Source organism: Pseudarthrobacter sp. GQ63, from assembly GCF_059758765.1.
Window position 1 is genome coordinate 1 of the sequence record NZ_JCAXEF010000019.1, and the last position, 14,378, is coordinate 14,378.

Below are 14,378 nucleotides of genomic sequence, written 5' to 3' on the forward strand. Positions count from 1 at the left end.
CCCAGCCGTGTGCACCCTTGGAGCGGCTAACCCCGCGCGCTGAGATCGGCGGAGATGAGTTTCGCCGTCGCGATGATCTCCTGCGCCACCGAGGCCAGGAAGGCGTCCGGGTCCGGCTTGGCAGCCACGGACTGGGCCTGCAGGGACACGTTGACGGCCGCCACAACCCTGGACCTGTCGTACACGGGGGCGGCCACGGACATCAGGCCCAGCTCCAGCTCCTGGTCCAGCAGGCACCAGCCCTGCGCCCGGACCGTCTCAAGGACTGGCAGAAGGTCCTTGGCAGTGCCCAGGGCGCGCGGGGTCAGCGGTTTGATCTCGGCCGTGGCCAGGTAGGCCTTCAGGTCCGCCGGAGGCAGCCCGGCGAGCAGAACGCGGCCCATGGACGTGGCGTACGCCGGGAAGCGGGTGCCCACGGTAATGCCCACGTTCATGATCCGGCGGGTGGTCACCCGCGCGATGTAGGCGATGTCAGCCCCGTCGAGCACTGCGGCAGAGGTGGACTCCCCCAGCTTCAGGGACAGTTCCTCAAGGTGTGGCTGCGCCATCTGCGGCAGCGACAGCCCGGACAGGTATGCGTAACCCAGCTGGAGCACCTTGGCCGTCAGCGCGAAGGTTTTACCGTCCGTTCGAACGTAGCCCAGTTCCACCAGCGTGTGCAGGAACCGCCGGGCAGTGGCGCGCGTCAGCCCCGTGCGGGCTGCCACCTCCGTCAGGGTCATCACCGGGTGGTCCGTATCGAATGCACGGATGACGGCGAGCCCGCGGGCCAGGGACTGGACGTACTGGTCACTGGCCTGCGGGGCACCCGCTGATGCTGCGTCGGTCATGGTTACCAATCCTAGGGCCGGCTCAGGCCGCGGCGGCCGCCTTGAGCGGAACAGGCACCAGTTCCTGGAGTTCCTCCAAGGTGCAGCCGAAGGTCTCACGGACGGTGATGCCGCCGGGCCCGGTGAGGAAGACGGCTTTGTCCGTGTACACGCGGGTGACGCAGCCGACGCCGGTGAGCGGGTAGGTGCAGGACTCCACGATCTTGGAGGCGCCTTCGCGGGTGAGCAGGGTCATCATGACGAACACGTCCTTGGCGCCGGTGGCCAGGTCCATGGCGCCTCCGACGGCGGGAATGGCGCCGGGTGCGCCGGTGTGCCAGTTGGCGAGGTCGCCGGTCACCGATACCTGGAACGCGCCGAGCACGCAGATGTCCAGGTGCCCGCCGCGCATCATCGCGAAGGAATCGGCGTGGTGGAAGTAGGACGCCCCCGGGAGTTCGGTGACGGGGATCTTGCCGGCGTTGATGAGGTCCTCGTCAATCTCATCGCCCTTGGCCTCCGGACCCATGCCCAGCATCCCGTTCTCCGTGTGGAGCGTGATGTCCTGGTCCTCGGTGAGGTAGTTGGACACGAGCGTGGGCTGGCCGATGCCGAGGTTCACGAACGAGCCCGGGGCGATGTCCCTGGCCACCAGGCGGGCGAGGTCGTCCCGGCTCAGCGGGGCCTCGGAGGTTTTGATGCTCGATTCCATGACGCCCATCTCAGGCCACCTTCTCTTCAGTGCCAGTGGTGCTGCCGACGGTATTGCCGGCAGCAGCGGGAACGCGGACCACGGTATTGACGTAGATTCCGGGAGTCACCACGTTTTCCGGGTCCAGTGCCCCGACAGGCACGATCTCGGAGACCTGCACGATGGTCTGCCTGGCCGCCGCGGCCATGATCGGCCCGAAGTTCCGGGCGGTCTTGCGGTACACCAGGTTGCCCTTCCCGTCCGCTTTGAGCGCCTTGATGAGTGCGACGTCGGCGTGGATGGGGGTCTCGAACACCTGGCCGCGGCCGTCAATGATCCGGGTTTCCTTGCCTTCGGCGAGCATGGTGCCGTATCCGGTGGGAGTGAAGAACCCGCCGATCCCGGCCCCGGCGGCCCGGATCCGCTCGGCCAGGTTGCCCTGCGGCACCAGTTCCAGCTCGATCTCGCCTGCGTGGAACTTGGCGTCGAAATGCCAGGAGTCTGACTGGCGCGGGAAGGAACAGATCATCTTCCGCACCCGGCCTTCCTTGATCAGCAGGGCCAGGCCCTGGTCGCCTTGGCCCGCGTTGTTGTTCACCACCGTCAGGTCCGTGGCGCCACAGTCCAGCAGCGCGTCGATCAGCTCGAACGGCTGCCCGGCGTTGCCGAACCCGCCGATCATCACAGTGGAACCGTCCTTGATTCCGGAGACGGCTTCCTGGACCGACTCTACGAAGTTCAGCATTGCCTAGGCCTTTCCTGTGCTGGTGCCTGCGGAGGCGGTGACGTTTTCGAGGACGACGGCGAGGCCCTGGCCCACGCCGATGCAGATCGCGGCGACGCCCCAGCGTTCGCCGGAGGCCTGCAGGGACCGGGCGAGGGTGCCCAGGATGCGGGTTCCGGAAGCACCGAGCGGGTGACCCATGGCGATCGCGCCGCCGTGCCGGTTCACGATGGAGGGGTCGATGCCCCAGGCGTTGATGCACGCCAGGGACTGCGCGGCGAACGCCTCGTTAAGTTCGACGGCGCCCACCTGGTCCCAGCCAATGCCCGCCTTCGCGAGTGCCTTGTTCGCCGCCTCCACGGGGGCATACCCGAAGAACTGCGGGTCATTGGCGTGCGCGCCGCGCCCGGCGATCCGGGCCAAAGGATCCAGCCCCAGCAGCCCGGCGGCAGCCTCGCTGCCCACCCAGGCCGCGGAGGCGCCGTCGGACAACGGCGAAGCATTCCCGGCGGTGACCGTGCCGTCCTCGGTCCGGAACACCGTCTTCAGCCCGGCGAGCTTCTCCGCCGAGGAGCCGGCACGGATGCCCTCGTCCCGGACCAGGTCCGTGCCCGGCACCGGGGCCACCAGGTTGTCGTAGAACCCCTCGTCCCACGCCGCGGCGGAGAGGTTGTGCGAGGCAGCGGCGAACTCGTCCTGCGCTTCGCGGCTCACGCCGTATTTCTCGCGGAGCCGCTCGGTGGCCTCGCCCAGGGAAATGATCCATTCCTTCGGCATGGCCTTGTTGACCAAGCGCCATCCCAGCGTGGTGGAGGCCAGGGTCATGTCCCCGGCCGGGTAGGGCTTCTCGGTCTTCGGCAGCACCCACGGGGCCCGGGACATCGATTCCGCCCCGCCCACCAGCATCAGCTCTGCGTCACCGGCATTGATCTGCCGCGAGGCGATGATCGCCGCATCCAGGGACGAACCGCAGAGGCGGTTGACCGTGGTGCCCGGGATCGAGACCGGCAGGCCGGCCAGCAGCGTGCCCATCCGCGCGATGTTCCGGTTCTCCTCACCGGCACCGTTGGCGTTGCCGAAGACCACCTCGTCAATCCGCTCCGGATCGAGCCCCGGGGCCCGCTTCACGGATTCCCTGATCACGTGCCCGGCGAGGTCATCCGGGCGGACCCCGGCGAGGCCGGAGCCGAACTTACCGAACGGGGTGCGCACGGCGTCGTACACAAAAGCCTGGTTCATCACTGTTCCTCTACATTCTTGACTGGTCTGCCCAACCAGGTAGCAGTTGATGTCGTTTTGGGGGCCCATAGCGACATCTGCTGCTACCTAGTTGGGTGGGGTGTCCGCGTCCATGTCCTTGAACACCTGCTGGGCGGTCTTGAAAGCCGTATTCGCGGAGGGCACTCCGCAGTAGATGGCGGTCTGCAGCAGGATTTCCTTGATCTCGTCCCTGCTGAGTCCGTTGGTGAGAGCTGCCCGGATGTGCATGGCCAGCTCTTCCCAGTGCCCGTGTGCCACCATGGCGGTAATGGTGACGGCGGAGCGCATCTGCCGGGTGAGGCCGGGCCGGGTCCAGATCCCGCCCCACGCGATCCGCGTGATCATGTCCTGGAAGTCGTCCGTGAATTCGTCCTTGGCGGCATTGGCCCGGTCCACGTGCGCGTCGCCCAGCACTTCGCGCCGCACCTTCATGCCGCCGTCGTAAATGTCCTGGCTGGTGGCCCCCGGCTGGACCGCACCGTTGCGGTCGGGGTTCTTCGCGCCAGTGCCGTTCACTTGGCTGCTCCCTGCGATTCGGTCCAGGTGATGAGGCTGCGCATCAGCTCGGCCACGTGGGCGGGGGCTTCGGCCGGGGCAAGGTGGGCCACGCCCTCCAGGGTGACAGCGGTGGCCGTCCCGCCGCCGGCCGTGATGCCGGCCGCCACTTCTTCAGCGAACGACGGCGGGGCCACCCCGTCCAGCGCCCCGGCGATGACCTGGGTGGGCACCCGGATGCTGCCCAGGTCCTCCCGGACGTCGAAGGCTGCCAGGGCTTCGCAGCAGAAGGCATAGCTGAACCGGTCGGCATCGCGCAGGGCATGCAGCAGCCGGCTGCTGAGCTCCGGCTCGCGTTCCATGAAACCGGGGGCGAACCAGCGTTCCGCCGAGCCTTGGATCATCACCGGGGTGCCCTGGGTGCGGACGGTTTCAGCGCGTTCCAGCCACCCTTCGGGCGTGCCCAGCTTGGCGCCGCTGCACTGGACGGACAGGCTCTTGAGGCGTTCCCCGTGCTTAATGCCCAGTTGCAGTCCGGTGGCACCGCCCAGGGAGACGCCCGCGTAATGGAAGGCCTCTCCGGGTGCGATGGAGTCTACGAGGTCCACCACGGCATCAGCCAGGGCGGCAACATCGAAGGTCGCGGTGGCTGCGGGTGAGACCCCGTGGCCGGGCAGGTCCCAGGCCACGACGTCGACATCGTTGCCGAGCACCGAGGCGGTGCGGTTCCACAGGATGGTGGTGGTGCCCAGGGAGGGCCCCACCACCAGCAGCGGATGGTCGCCCAGGGGGCGCTGGGGCGAGAGCAGGGCGGCTTTCAGGGCAGGTTTAGCCACGGGGGCCTCCGTTCGGATCAGTATCGGGAAGTGCAGGGGTCGCCGCATATTCCGGAAAGGCGGCCAGGATACGGCGGGAAATGTTTGCCGCCTCGCCCAGGTAGCTGGCGGGGTTGAGGAGCTCCTCAAGCCGGAGGTCGGTGAGCACCCCGGCGGGCGCGGCGTCGCGGAGCAGCTTGCGGTAGGTGGCCGCCTGCTCCCCGGAAGGTGCCTGCAGGGTCTGGTCCACCACGGCCTGCAGCTGTTCCTTGCCGGTGAGGCCGTCCTTCGTCCCAAGCAGGGGCGCCACCGCCGCGCCCACTCCCTCGGCCAGGAGCAGCGGACCGGCGAGGTCCAGGTTGCGGCGCATCGCGTCCGGGAAGGCCTGCAGGCCGCCGGCGAGTTCACGGATGTGTCCGGCCGCCCCGAGTGCCAGGGCCAGGAGCTGCCGGAGGGCCGGCCACTCGGTGTGCCACGCGGCGTCCGGGCGCTCATCGTTGAAGCTGGCTGCCGCCAGGTGCAGCTGGGCCACGAGCTGGGGTGCCTGCAGCGCCGCGCTGCGGACCAGGACGGACAGTACGGGGTTCTGTTTCTGCGGCATGGCTGAGGAGACTCCGCGGCCGGCGGCGCGCGGTTCGGCCAGCTCGCCCACCTCGGGCCTGCTCAGGAACAGCACATCCGCGGCGATCTTGCCGAACGCGTCCAGTACTGCCGCGAGGGCGTTGCCCAGCGACGTGACCACCAGCCGGTTGGTGTGCCAGGGCGCCGGGGCGGCGGCGAGGCCCAGCTGTGCCGCCAGGGCATCGGCCAGGCTGAAGGGGGTGTTTGGGGAGCCGGAGGCCAGGACGGTTCCGGCGGCCAAGGTTCCCGCCGCGCCGCCGAACTGGACCGGATAGGCCAGGCCCTCCAGCTGGCGTCCCGCGGCGGCAACGCCGTGGAACCATTGTGCAGCCCGGAGCCCGAACGTGAAGGGGAGCGAGTGCTGGGTGAGGCTCCTGCCCACGCACAGCGTGTCCGCATGTTCTTCCGCCAAACTGGCGAGTGCCGCCGTGGTGCGCTTCAGGTCGCCGAGCAGCGCCTCCACGGTGTTGCGTGCCAGCAGCATCAGGGCGGTGTCCAGAACGTCCTGGCTGGTCAGGGACGTGTGGACTGCCTTTCCGGCGCCGATGCCGGTGCCGTCCAGTGCCTGGACGTTTTTCCGAAGGTCCGCCAGCAGCGGGATCACCGGGTTGCCGCCGCCCTGGGCGCGGCGGGCTATACCTGCCACGCCGTACCTGCCAGGCTCGGCCGCGGCGGAGACGACGGCGGCGGAACCGGCGGGCGCCAGGCCCGCCTTCTCCAGCACGGCGGCCCAGCCGGACTCGACGGCGAGGATCGCCGCCAGCACAGCCCGGTCACCCGTCAGCGCCCCCACCAGGGGCGACGCCGAGACGGGACTGAGCAGGCCGGCGTCGCCCTCTCCCCCGAAGGCGCCCATATCTCCCAGGCCGGCGGACCCGGTCACTGGAAGTCCAGGAAGACTGTCTCGCCCTCACCCTGGAGGCGGACGTCCCAGGTGAGGCCGCCGTCGGCGTCGCGGCGGGCGATCAGTGTTCTGCGGCGCTCGGGATCCAGGGAGCTGAGCAGGGGATCGTTGGCCAGCGCCTCGGTGTCCTCCGGGAGGTAGATGCGGGTGAAGAGCCGGTTGGTGAGCCCGCGGGCGAAGATGGCCACGGAGATAAAGGGCGCCGAACCCGGGGACGTGGGGCCCGGGTTCACGGTGGTGAAAGTGAAGACTCCCGAGTTCCCCACCGCGCCGCGGCCCCAGCCGGTGAAGGTGTAGCCGTCGCGGACCAGGGAACCGGTCTTCTGGACGATGTTGCCCTCGGCGTCGGGCTGCCAGATTTCCAGGATGGCGTCCGGGATGGTGTGGCCGGCGCCGTCATACACCGTGCCCTGCAGGCGGATGGAGCCCGGTGAGCCGGGGGCCAGGAGCTCGTTGTCCTTCTCGAACGGGAGCGCGTAGCCGTAGAACGGGCCCACGGTCTGACCGGGGGTGGGGACGAGTTTGGTCTGGTTGTTCATCTGACTGGTCCTCTGCCTATTCCTCGTCGCCTGCGGCACCAAGTGCCTCGTTTTCGGTCCACGTCCGCCTGGGGCCCGTCAGGACGATGTCCCAGTTGTACCCAAGGGCCCACTCGGGCTCGGTGAGGCTGTGGTCGTAGGTGGCTACCAGCCGGTCCCGGGCGTCCTGGTCCACGATGGTCTGGTAGATCGGGTCCAGCGGGAACAGCTGGTCGCCCGGGAAGTACATCTGGGTGATGATCCGCTGGGTGAACTCGGTTCCGAACAGGGAGAAGTGGATGTGCGCGGGGCGCCAGGCATTCAGGTGGTTCTTCCACGGGTACGCCCCGGGCTTGATGGTGGTGAACCGGTAGGACCCGTCCGGGCCGGTGATGCAGCGGCCGATGCCCGTGAAGTTCGGGTCGATCGGCGCCGGGTGCTGGTCGCGCTTGTGGATGTACCGGCCGGAGGAGTTAGCCTGCCAGATTTCCACCAGCTGGCCGGCAACGGGGCGGCCGTCACCGTCCAGGACCCGGCCTGCCACGATGATCCGCTCGCCCTGGGGCTCGCCGTTGTGCTGGATGGTCAGGTCCGACTCGAGGGCGTGCACGTCCTGGTGGCCGAAGGCCGGCGAGTACAGCTCGATGGTTTCCGGGTCCGCGTGGTGCAGGCTCTTGGTGGGGTGCCGCAGGATGCTGGAGCGGTAGGGCGGGTAGTCCAGCCGCGGCTGGGTCTCGGCGGGGGAACCCTCTTTGAGGGCCCGTGCGTAGGCGTCGCCCAGGGCGTTGATCTCTGCACTGAGGTCAGCCTGGGTTTCTATGGCGCGGTCCAGGGGCATGTGTGCGGCCTTCGGCTCGGCGGGCGGCACAGACTCGTCGGTATCAAGCTGGGCGTTGGTTTCTTCCGGCACGGCTGGCTCCTTTCTGGTTTTCGTTGTAATTCATTGGGCACTTGGTCAGGGACGGTGGTTCGACGGCCCGGCTCAGGTTCGGTGCAGCGAGTCGTACTGGACCGCGTGCCGGACCGGGGCGTTGGGCGCCCCGTATCCGTCGTAGCCGCCGCGGCGTTCCACCATTTCGAAGAACACACTGCCCACCGTGGCGGTGTAGAAGTGGAGGAATTCGCCGTCGGCATCGCGGTCATAGAGGAGGTTGAGCTCCTGCAGGGTGGCCAGGAACCCGGGTTCGAGGTCGAACCGGGCGTCCAGGTCCTCGTAGTAGTTAGCGGGGATCTGCAGGAATTCAAGGCCCCGGTCCCGGGCGGCCCGGGCGGTGGCCACGAGGTCTCCCACGGCGAACGCGATGTGCTCCTGGTAGGTCTTGCGGACTTCGCTGCGGGCCTGCTGCACCGGCGCCAGGTTCAGCACCAGCCGGACGGCGGCGTCGGAGGTGGTCATCACCTGCGAGCGCACCAGCCCGCTGGGGCTGGGGACTTCGGCGAAGGGCTGCGGTTCCAGGGCCAGGGCGCTGGTGTAGAACAGGACGGCCTCGTCGAAGTGCTGCCACGGCTGGGCGAGGTTGACGTGGTCGATGACCGCAGCGGCACCCGGTCCCCCGGAAGGAGTGCGGCGCTCCAGGCCTTCCCCGAATTCGCGGGTCCAGGCTGCCGTACCGTCCGGGCTGCCCTGGCACAGGAAGATTTCCGTTGAGTCCGGCGCGGAGATGCCCTGGAAGACTTCCTCGTCGGCCTGGACCTTGCGGGCCACCACGGGAGCCTTAAGCTGCTGGGCCCGGGCGGAGGCAATCACGGGTGAATCGACGTCGAACCCCAAAGCGGCGATTGACGGTTCGGCGTGCGATGCCGCCTGCTCGTTGATGATCACGCGCGCCTGGCCCATGGTCCACAGCTGCACGTCCTTGGTGCGGTGCCGGCCCTCGAACCCGAAGCCGAGCTGCCCCAGGAGCTTCTCAAGCCGGGCGGTATCGTCAGCTTTGACCTCGGCGAAGTTGAAGCCCGCCGGTTCGCTGACCTTGGGCAGCGTGGCGAGTTCCATGGGATAACGACGGCGGGAGGCAACACTGCCGCCCCCTGCGGCTTCCGCGCTGCCTGCCAGCCATGTGGCGCTCTGTTCCTCCAGCCAGATGAGCGAGCGCATGGCGTCCACGGCCGTGCGGTCCACGTCCGACTGGCGGAAGACGTCGTTGAAGACCTCAAGGGAGACCGGGCCGGAATAGCCCGCCCGGACCACGTGGCCCATGAACTTGGCCAGCTCGAACTGCCCCTCGCCCGGGAACACGCGGTAGTGGCGGCTCCAGGACAGCACGTCCATGGTGAGTTTCGGGGCGTCCGCAACCTGGACGAAGAAGATCTTGTCCGGGTTGAGCTTTTCTATTGGCGCGGTGTCCCAGTCGCGGGACAGGATGTGGAAGGAGTCCAGGCAGGTTCCGAGATTGGGGTGGTCCACCATCTCCACCAGGCGGTAGGCGTGCTCGTAGTCGTTGACGTACTTGCCCCAGGCCAGGGCTTCGTAGGCGACCTTGATGCCGTGGTCGCCGGCAAGTTCGGCCAGCTGCGCCAGCTGGGAGGCACGCAGGCCGTCGTCGTCGATCGTGGCCGTGGCAACGTTCGAGCAGACCAGGATGGTGTCCATGCCCAGGCGGGACATCAGGTTAAACTTCGCCTCGGCCCGCCGGAGGTTCGCCTTCAGCAGGTCCGGGGCCACGCCGTCGAAATCCCTAAACGGCTGGTAGAGGTCCAGCCCCAGGCCAAGGTCTGCCGCCATGGACCGGACGTCCCCCGGGCTCAGCGGCGAGGTGACCAGGTCCTGTTCAAAGATTTCGATGCCGTCGAACCCTGCGATGGCACAGGCCTGCATCTTCTCCTTCAGGGTGCCGGAGAGGCAGACGGTGGCGATTCCGGTGCGCATCAGGCAGCCACCCCTTCTGCGGCCACGAGCTCCAGGAAGTGCGAGCGCATGCGGTCCGGATCGGGTTCCAGGCCCGTGAAGATGCGGAAGGCGTCTGCGGCCTGGCCCACAGCCATCCGGCCGCCGTCCAGGACCTTGCAGCCCTTGGCGCGGGCGCCCCGGACGAGTTCGGTGTCGATGGGGCGGTAGACAATGTCCGCCACCCAGTGCCGGGACTCCAGCAGCTCCAGGTCCAGCGGAACGCCGGGATGGGCGGCCATGCCCACGGGGGTGCAGTGCACCAGGCCGTCGGCCAGCGGCATCAGCTGCGGCAGCTCCGCCGTCGTGTGCGCCGCAACGGTGCTGTCCGGGAAGAAGCCGGCCAGTTCCGCTGCCCGGGCGGCGCTGCGGGCGGCGTCCATGTCTACGAGGTCCAGGTGGCGGACCCCGGCGGTGAGGAGGGCGTAGGCCACGGCGGAACCCGCCCCGCCGGCGCCAAGCTGGACCACGCGGTCCAGCTTGGCGCCGGGAAGTCCTGAGGAGAGGGCCGCGGCAAAGCCGGAAAAGTCTGTGTTGTGGCCTATGAAGCGGCCATCATCGATCACCACGGTATTGACTGCACCGAGCCGCACGGCGTCCGGGGTTACCTCATCCAGGTGCTGCAGGACCAGCTGCTTGCAGGGATGGGTAATGTTCAGGCCGTTGAAGCCGAGGTTCCTGGCACTGCGCAGCAGCTCTCCCACGGATTCGCCGGGAAGGCCAAGTTCCACAAGGTCGATGGGCCGGTAGAGATAGCGCAGGCCCTGCACATCCCCTTCGCGCTCGTGCATGGGCGGGGTGAGTGACGGCATCACGCCATCGCCGACCAGTCCCACCAGGTAGGACTCAGTTCGATTACTCATCCGTGCAGCTCCTTTGGTACGGCACCGGGCAGGAGCAGTGCGCCAAGCGGGTGCTGCTGCTGCGGTGTTGAAAGTTACGGTACATCATTTGTTCACTCAGCGCACTGTTGTTCTACATTCGAACAACTTGGTTCAGCGCTGCGGTAGGCGCGCCGCGAGCTCAGCGGCGGCCTCCTGCAGCAGCGGGACGCACGCTGCCAGTTCCTCCAAACCCATGCGGAAGACGGGGACCGCCGTTGCCAGGGAAGCGAAGGCATGACCCTGGGTGTTGAGGAGGGGTACGGCGACGGCACGCATGCCCATCTCGTTCTCCTCATCCATCACGGCATACCCCTGGCGCCGGACTTTTTCGACTTCCGCGCGGAAGGCGTCCCGGTCCGCGATGGACTTTTCGGTGAGCTGATCGAGCGGAAGGTCCTCAAGCAGCCGCTCGCGCTCGGCATCCTCCGCAAAGGCGACCAGCACTTTTCCGACCGCGGTGGTGGACAGCGAGCCCAGGTGGCCGGGGTCGCTGGTCACCCGGAACATCTGCGGACCGTCCACCTTGTTGACCGTGAGGTGGTGGAGGCCGTCGCGGACGCTGAGGATGGTGGCCTCGCCCGTCTGTTCCGTGACCCGGCGGAGGACCGGCATTGCGGTGCCGGCGAAACCGTGGTGATTGGAGACCCGCTGGCCCAGCTGGAAGATCCGCAGGCCCAGGTGGTAGCGGCGGCCGTCCGGCTCGTAGTCCACAAAGCCGTCGCGGGTCAGCGACCCCAGCAGGCGGTACGTGGTACTGAAAGGCAGCTCGGCCCGCCGTGAAATCTCTGCGGCACTGGCCCCGCGCGGCTCATCGCCCAGGAGGACCAGGAGGCCCAGGGCCTTGCCCACCATGTCCGTGCGGTCCGCCTTGGCCGCCTTGGTGTCTGCGGGGGTCTCAGCAGCTACGTCTTTGTCCACTGTGGCATGGTTCACACTCATGCATCGATGTTCCCACATAGTGAGAGTTATTTCTAGATAGTGATTATTTTCTTGACAGGTGACCGCACTCACAGTCACTATTGCTGTATCGCACAAGTAGCTCCCACCATGTGGCTACTGCCCGGGTTATCCCGCACCTCTGCCGAGCCGCGCCTCCACCTGAAGGCAGCGCCGGCCGCGAGCCCCCTGATCCATCCGCGACAAAGTCGTCACATCTAAGGAACTCCATGAGCCAGACACTTCCGTCCGCCGAGCCAGGCATTGCCGCCCCGGCCGGGACGCCGAAGAAGGCAGCCCTCGCCAGCTTCCTGGGCAGCGCCGTCGAATACTACGACTTCTTCATTTTCGGATCCGCCGCCGCGCTGATCTTTCCCACGGTCTTCTTCCCGGATGCTGACGCAAACGCGGCCATCATGTCCTTCGCCACGTTCGGTTTCGCCTACGTGGCCCGCCCCGTGGGCGCCGTGATCCTGGGTCACTTCGGCGACAGGGTGGGCCGGCAGAAGGTCCTGATGTTCACCCTCCTCCTGATGGGTGCCTCCACCTTCCTCATCGGCTGCCTGCCGGACTTCAACACCGTCGGCTGGTGGGCTCCCGCCCTGCTGGTGCTGGCCCGGCTTTGCCAGGGCCTGTCCGCCGCCGGCGAGCAGGCCGGTGCTTCCTCCATGACCCTTGAGCATGCCCCGGACAACCGCCGGTCCTTCTTCACCTCGTGGACCCTCACTGGCACCCAGGGCGGCCAGATCCTCGCAGCCCTGGTCTTCATCCCCGTCCTGGCCCTCCCGGACGAGATCAAGTACGGCATCGGCTGGCGCGTTCCGTTCTGGCTGAGCGCCGTGGTTGTTGTTGTTGCCTTCTTCATCCGGCGCACCCTGCACGAGCCCCCGGCCTTCGAGGAAGCCCAGAAGACCGCCCAGATCTCCAAGCTCCCGGTTGCCGACCTGCTCAAGGCCCACTGGCGCGACGTCCTCCGCGTGATCTGCTGCGCCTTCATCGCCGCCGTCTCAACAGTCTTCGGCACGCTGGCCATCAGCTACGCCAAGACCGTGGCGGGCGTGGACGGAACCACAACCCTCTGGCTGGTCGTCGGCGCCAACCTCGTGGCCCTGGGCACCCAGCCGCTCTTCGGCATGCTGGCGGACAGGATCGGCCGTAAGCCAGTCTTCATCTATGGGGCGGTGGCCAGCGCCATCCTGACGCCCGTCTTCCTGCTGAGCCTTGAATCCGGCAGCGTGCCGCTGATGTTCCTGGCCGCCATCGGCTTCTTCTCCTGCGGCTACGCAGCCTCCAACGCCGTCTGGCCGTCCTTCTACGCCGAGATGTTCAGCACCAAGGTCCGCTTCTCCGGCCTGGCCATCGGCACCCAGCTGGGCTTCCTGATGGCAGGTTTCGCCCCGGCGATCGTGGCGGCCATGGGCGGGATCAGGCCCGGCGGCTGGGTCCAGATCAGCATCTTCACCGCCGTCATCTGCGGCATCGCGGCCATCTCCGCCCTGACTGCCAAGGAGTCCTACAAGATCCCCACCACGCAGCTCGGCCTCAAGTAGAACCCCGCCCGGCTGGAAGAACCGTCCAGCCCGGTTTTGGAACCGGAAAGCCCGCCATTCCCCCCATATGGCGGGCTTTCCCCGTCAAAAAATGGGCTGTTCCGGCGCCGCCGGGGGCAGCAAGACACGACCCCGGGTGGCCGGGGACGCCGGCGGCCTCCCCAAACCTACGGCCGGCCGGTCTCCAGCACCGACGCCAGGTTGAAGCCGACCGGTTCCTCCAGCTGCGCGTATGTGCACGATTCCGGGTCCCGGTCCGGCCGCCAGCGGTTGAACTGGGCCGTGTGCCGGAACCGTTCCCCCTCCATGTGGTCGTACCGCACCTCCACCACCAGCTCGGGGCGGAGCGGCACGAAGGACAGGTCCTTGCCAGCGCTCCAGCGGCTGCCCTCGGCGTTGCGCGGCGTCCGTTCCCCCTCCTCCTGCTTGGCCCACGCCCACGGGTGGTCATCGAAGGTGGTCACCAGCGGCTGGAGCTGCTCATACAGTTCCTTGCGCCGCTTCATGGGGAAGGCGCCGATCACGCCCGCGCTGGCCAGGCCGCCGTCGTCCTTGTACAACCCCAGCAGCAGCGAGCCGATCACATCCGGCCCGCTCTTGTGCAGGCGGTATCCGGCCACCACGCAGTCGGCGGTGCGCTCGTGCTTGGTCTTGAACATCACCCGCTTGTCCGGCTCGTACCGGCCATCCAGGCGCTTGGCCACAACGCCGTCCAGCCCGGCGCCCTCGAACTGCCGGAACCATCGCTCCGCCGTGTCCTTGTCCGTGGTGGCGGCGGTGAGGTGGACCGGGGCCTTGCTTGCCGCGAGGGCCTTTTCCAGGGCCGCCCGCCGCTCGGTGAAGGGGCTCCCGGTGTAGTCGTCGTCCCCCAGGGCCAGAAGATCGAACGCCACGAAGGAGGCCGGCGTCTGGGAAGCGAGCAGCTTGACCCGGCTGGCAGCGGGGTGGATGCGCTGCTGCAGGGCCTCGAAATCGAGGCGGTCCCCGGAGGCGCCCACCAGGATGATCTCGCCGTCCACCACGCAGCGCGGGGGCAGGTTTTCCTTCAGTGCCTCAACGAGCTCGGGGAAGTAGCGCGTCATGGGCTTCTCGTTGCGGCTGCCGATCTCCAGGTCGTCGCCGTCGCGGAAGATGATGGACCGGAAGCCGTCCCACTTTGGTTCGTAGCTGAGCTCCCCGCCTCCTGCAACACCAGGAATACCGCTGACGGCCTTGGCGAGCATGGGCGGGACGGGCGGCATCACGGGAAGTTCCATGCTGCCCATTCTTGCCCGGGAAGGTGCTCCG

14 protein-coding genes are annotated in these 14,378 nt (G+C 67.9%); 1 reads left to right on the plus strand and 13 read right to left on the minus strand.

Annotated elements, in window-relative coordinates; all coding sequences use genetic code 11:
- Positions 1-26: 26 nt before the first annotated feature.
- The 12 genes from AC6CHP_RS19500 to AC6CHP_RS19555 all read right to left on the minus strand — a co-directional run bounded on the left by AC6CHP_RS19500 (position 27) and on the right by AC6CHP_RS19555 (position 11,544).
- A complete protein-coding gene (locus AC6CHP_RS19500) occupies positions 27-830 on the minus strand; it encodes an IclR family transcriptional regulator domain-containing protein (RefSeq protein WP_188728323.1) in 804 nt (267 codons plus the stop codon).
- 22 nt (positions 831-852) lie between these two features.
- Positions 853-1,530, minus strand: coding sequence for a 3-oxoacid CoA-transferase subunit B (locus AC6CHP_RS19505; protein WP_188810780.1), 678 nt, complete (start codon positions 1,528-1,530; stop codon positions 853-855).
- Between the two features lies 1 nt (position 1,531).
- A complete protein-coding gene (locus AC6CHP_RS19510) occupies positions 1,532-2,245 on the minus strand; it encodes a 3-oxoacid CoA-transferase subunit A (RefSeq protein WP_498231712.1) in 714 nt (237 codons plus the stop codon).
- 3 nt (positions 2,246-2,248) lie between these two features.
- Positions 2,249-3,463, minus strand: a complete 1,215-nt coding sequence (locus AC6CHP_RS19515; protein ID WP_498231714.1) for a thiolase family protein — start codon at positions 3,461-3,463, stop codon at positions 2,249-2,251.
- An 87-nt stretch (positions 3,464-3,550) separates the two neighbouring features.
- Positions 3,551-4,000 carry a 4-carboxymuconolactone decarboxylase gene (gene pcaC, locus AC6CHP_RS19520; protein WP_427116579.1) on the minus strand — a complete coding sequence of 150 codons (450 nt, stop codon included), beginning with the start codon at positions 3,998-4,000 and terminating at the stop codon, positions 3,551-3,553.
- Entirely contained in the window at positions 3,997-4,815 is an 819-nt protein-coding gene (locus AC6CHP_RS19525) for an alpha/beta fold hydrolase (RefSeq protein WP_498231716.1), read from the minus strand. The genes pcaC and AC6CHP_RS19525 overlap by 4 nt, the downstream gene beginning before the upstream one ends.
- Positions 4,808-6,271: a lyase family protein gene (locus AC6CHP_RS19530; RefSeq protein WP_498231756.1), complete on the minus strand. Its 1,464-nt coding sequence runs from the start codon at positions 6,269-6,271 to the stop codon at positions 4,808-4,810. Before AC6CHP_RS19530 ends, AC6CHP_RS19525 begins: the two co-directional genes overlap by 8 nt.
- 23 nt (positions 6,272-6,294) lie before the next feature.
- Positions 6,295-6,858: a protocatechuate 3,4-dioxygenase subunit alpha gene (gene pcaG / locus AC6CHP_RS19535; RefSeq protein ID WP_498231718.1), complete on the minus strand. Its 564-nt coding sequence runs from the start codon at positions 6,856-6,858 to the stop codon at positions 6,295-6,297.
- Between the two features lie 16 nt (positions 6,859-6,874).
- Positions 6,875-7,747, minus strand: coding sequence for a protocatechuate 3,4-dioxygenase subunit beta (gene pcaH / locus AC6CHP_RS19540; protein ID WP_498231720.1), 873 nt, complete (start codon positions 7,745-7,747; stop codon positions 6,875-6,877).
- Between the two features lie 72 nt (positions 7,748-7,819).
- Complete coding sequence (locus AC6CHP_RS19545; RefSeq protein WP_498231721.1) at positions 7,820-9,703, minus strand: bifunctional sugar phosphate isomerase/epimerase/4-hydroxyphenylpyruvate dioxygenase family protein; 1,884 nt, start codon at positions 9,701-9,703, stop codon at positions 7,820-7,822.
- On the minus strand, positions 9,703-10,584 hold the full coding sequence (locus AC6CHP_RS19550; RefSeq protein ID WP_498231723.1) for a shikimate dehydrogenase: 882 nt from the start codon (positions 10,582-10,584) through the stop codon (positions 9,703-9,705). The genes AC6CHP_RS19545 and AC6CHP_RS19550 overlap by 1 nt, the downstream gene beginning before the upstream one ends.
- Before the next feature lie 132 nt (positions 10,585-10,716).
- A complete protein-coding gene (locus tag AC6CHP_RS19555) occupies positions 10,717-11,544 on the minus strand; it encodes an IclR family transcriptional regulator (RefSeq protein ID WP_498231724.1) in 828 nt (275 codons plus the stop codon).
- A gap of 227 nt (positions 11,545-11,771) precedes the next feature.
- Here AC6CHP_RS19555 and AC6CHP_RS19560 point away from each other — a divergent pair, with 227 nt between their 5' ends.
- Complete coding sequence (locus tag AC6CHP_RS19560; RefSeq protein WP_104186834.1) at positions 11,772-13,091, plus strand: MFS transporter; 1,320 nt, start codon at positions 11,772-11,774, stop codon at positions 13,089-13,091.
- 167 nt (positions 13,092-13,258) lie between these two features.
- On the opposite strand, the gene AC6CHP_RS19565 is transcribed toward AC6CHP_RS19560, so the two are convergent.
- Positions 13,259-14,347, minus strand: a complete 1,089-nt coding sequence (locus AC6CHP_RS19565; RefSeq protein WP_498231726.1) for an ATP-dependent DNA ligase — start codon at positions 14,345-14,347, stop codon at positions 13,259-13,261.
- Between the last annotated feature and the right edge of the window lie 31 nt (positions 14,348-14,378).